Source organism: Mesorhizobium sp. M7A.F.Ca.US.014.04.1.1, from assembly GCF_003998745.1.
Classification (GTDB): domain Bacteria; phylum Pseudomonadota; class Alphaproteobacteria; order Rhizobiales; family Rhizobiaceae; genus Mesorhizobium; species Mesorhizobium ciceri.
On sequence record NZ_RZRW01001520.1, the window covers coordinates 1 to 395 of the forward strand.

A 395-nucleotide genomic window follows, 5' to 3' on the forward strand; every position below is an offset into this window, starting at 1 on the left:
CCCTTCATGATGATTTTGAGTCACCTTATCTTTGATTTTATTGCGCGTGAATCATCGCATTGCTTCCCCTAGATGATTTTTGAGCGCCCGGACGGCGCGGCGGCATGCCGGACCGCGGAAATCGCCGGGCTTGCGAGAAGGAATTCATCCATGAATGCGATCTCACGCAGAAGCCTGTTGGCGCGTGGCAGCCTTTTGCTCGCGGCGGGCGCCGCCGCCGTGAACTCACCGGTCCACGCACTGGCGGCCAACCCGCAAGCGCGGTCCGGCAACTTCAAGTCCATCGACATGGCCATGGAACAGGCGGTGCGCAACGGCACCGTCGCCGGCGTCGTTGCCACCGCGGCAGGACCAGACCGCATGATCTACGAAGGAACCTTCGGAAAGGCCAATAC

1 pseudogene is annotated in these 395 nt (G+C 60.8%); it reads left to right on the forward strand.

Going from position 1 to position 395, the window contains the following annotated elements:
* Positions 1 to 150: 150 nt before the first annotated feature.
* Positions 151 to 395: pseudogene (locus EOA22_RS37420) on the forward strand (serine hydrolase); the annotation flags it as partial.